Source organism: Arthrobacter sp. SPT-J7 (genome assembly GCF_059089965.1).
The window spans coordinates 1-2,258 of sequence record NZ_JBNHFF010000362.1 but is presented as its reverse complement, the minus strand read 5'-3'; the positions used below and the strand labels follow the sequence as shown (position 1 = coordinate 2,258).

General features: G+C 63.9%; 3 protein-coding genes. 2 read left to right on the top strand and 1 reads right to left on the bottom strand.

Annotated features, from left to right (window positions below; genetic code table 11):
- Positions 1-143 precede the first annotated feature (143 nt).
- Complete coding sequence (locus tag AC5RWX_RS32650) at positions 144-1,013, top strand: hypothetical protein (RefSeq protein WP_494100315.1); 870 nt, start codon at positions 144-146, stop codon at positions 1,011-1,013.
- A 192-nt stretch (positions 1,014-1,205) separates the two neighbouring features.
- Positions 1,206-1,490: a hypothetical protein gene (locus tag AC5RWX_RS32645; protein ID WP_494100314.1), complete on the top strand. Its 285-nt coding sequence runs from the start codon at positions 1,206-1,208 to the stop codon at positions 1,488-1,490.
- A 394-nt stretch (positions 1,491-1,884) separates the two neighbouring features.
- On the opposite strand, the gene AC5RWX_RS32640 is transcribed toward AC5RWX_RS32645, so the two are convergent.
- Positions 1,885-2,258, bottom strand: a 374-nt coding sequence (locus AC5RWX_RS32640; RefSeq protein WP_494100313.1) for a hypothetical protein, incomplete at its 5' end; no start/stop codon positions are given.

Genomic DNA, 2,258 nt, shown 5'->3' with positions numbered 1-2,258 from the left:
GTCGGGTTCTATCAAAAGAGTAGCTACCGCAGTGGGGGACGGCGCCACCGTGGTTTCAATGCTTCACACCTACCTGGCCGAAAATCCTTTGCCTGTCCTGCCGTCCAACCCTCGTGGGGCAGCCGCACCCGAGGAGCTGCCCGGTGACGTCCGCTTCAACTGAGGCCACACCGTTGATTCCGCCGATGCGGTGGCTGCTCTACCTTGCTGCATTCCTCGTGTTTCTTGCCGGGCTGGTGCTGTTTGTGTTTCCGCTCCGGACTGCGGAATGGTTCGCGTGGACAGTCGATCCGCCCATGACGGCGGTCTTCCTTGGGGCGGCCTACTGGTCGGCCGCCGGGATGGAGGTGACGGGCGCCCGCTCATCGAGTTGGGATTCAGCGAGGCTGGCTGTCTGGCCCGTGTTCGTGTTCACGACGTTGACCTTCGGGGTCACCCTGCTCCATCTTGACCGATTCCACCTGTCGCCGGGCGCTGGCAGCCTTGCCCAAGTGGCCGCCTGGGCATGGCTGGCAATCTATGCCATCGTGCCCGTGGCAATGCTCGTCATCAGCTGGATGCAGGTCCGCACCCGGCGTCCTGCCCCAAAGTCCGTAATAAGGGGATGGCCGGTGCTGCCCCCTGCGCTGCGGCTGCTCCTCGTGGGAATAGCCGCGGTACTGCTGTTGTATGGCGTAACGCTTCTGGCGGTACCCACTCCTGCCGCTGCATGGTGGCCGTGGCCACTGTCCGAGCTCACAGCGAGGGCGATCGGAGCGTGGCTGGTCGGTCTTGGGTGGGCGGCCGCGCAGGGCCAGATGAGCCACGACCTTCGCACCGTCCGCCCCGTGGCCCTGACCTCCGTTGCCTTCGTCACTCTGCAGGCCCTTGCCCTGTTGCGGTATGGCGATGCACTGGCGTGGGCGAGCGCACCGGCGATCGGCTTCGTAACCGTACTACTGGCCATTGGAGTGGCGGGTGGATGGGCCCTCGCATTGCCCCGTTCACCGGTAGCGCGGGCCCGGATTACGTGAGCGGCCTTCCCGCAAATGCTTGTTCCTCGGACTGGTCCGCCACGGACCAGCCCACAGCCGGCAGCAGCGAACTGCTGCTCCCGCCCGAGCCAGGCGAAGTCCCACTATGCTCTAAGCATGGCGGTTCGAGATTCTCCGGGAAATACGACAAAGGCCATCAATCAGGACCTTGGTCAACGCCGTGGCTGGATTGTGACGATCGCAGTTGGATTCGCCGTCCAGATCCTTAGTGTCGTTATCGGCTTGAAGGCAGTGGGGCCGCTGTGCGGCAGCCCGCTGCTCCCGCAGAGCCGTGCAGCTGAGATAGCAGACCTCCAGCTGCGGACTACGGGGCTCGCGGCAGAGTGCTATCGAAACATCGAATCGGCTTCGGTCCCTGTCTGGGTCCTTATGGCGTTGGGGATCGGCCTTGTCCTGACCGGAGTCGCCGTCAGGATCGTCGGTATTCGCAGGTCCATCGATCGCACCCGGACCTGACAGAAGCCTTTCACCCGCGGACCTTCCGGCTCCGCAGCCGGCGTCGGCGCGGGGTCTGCCCTGTTGGGGGACGGACACGGCGCCATGGTTTATGCGGACGGGGGCTACCGGCTTCGGCAGGAGGGGGAGCCGAAGCTATCAGTGAGGACCCGTTCCGGCGGCGGCGCAACCTCAGGATGACGAATACTGTCAAACCGATCCAGGCGAAAGCGGCACCGATAATGAGGATCACCGCAGGGATCGAATCCATGCCTCATTCTAGGGACGGGGCGGCGTGGATGGCCGCCTTGATTCCCAAGGGTTACTAACACGTGATTGCAGCAGTACCTTCGTTACCCGTTCATGACCTGCTCGGCCCGGATAATTTCAGGGCAATCCGAAGGCGTGGGGCGCGTCAGCCGGGGCCGGTAACGCGCACACCGCCAACCGCCCCGGTCCACGGCGTATCGCCAGGGCTGGGCAGGAGCAGATGCGCGAAAACGTACCCCTGCTGAAGTGTGATGACCTGTGACGTGGCCCCGGCGCAATCGAGCGTGAGCTCCACCGGCTGAAAGCTGGCGCCGGGATACTCCTGTCCAACGAGGACTTTGGCACCGGAAGCACCAACACAGGCTGCCGTGATGATGTACTGCCCAGCCGCCGGCACCTTCTCCAATTTGCCAAAGCCCCTGACGGGGCCATCCAGTGGTCCCACATCGGAAAGAAGGACGGGATCCGGTGAAGTCCTGAAGAGCCTCTCCAGCTCAGCGTAGTTCTCAGCTTCCTGCT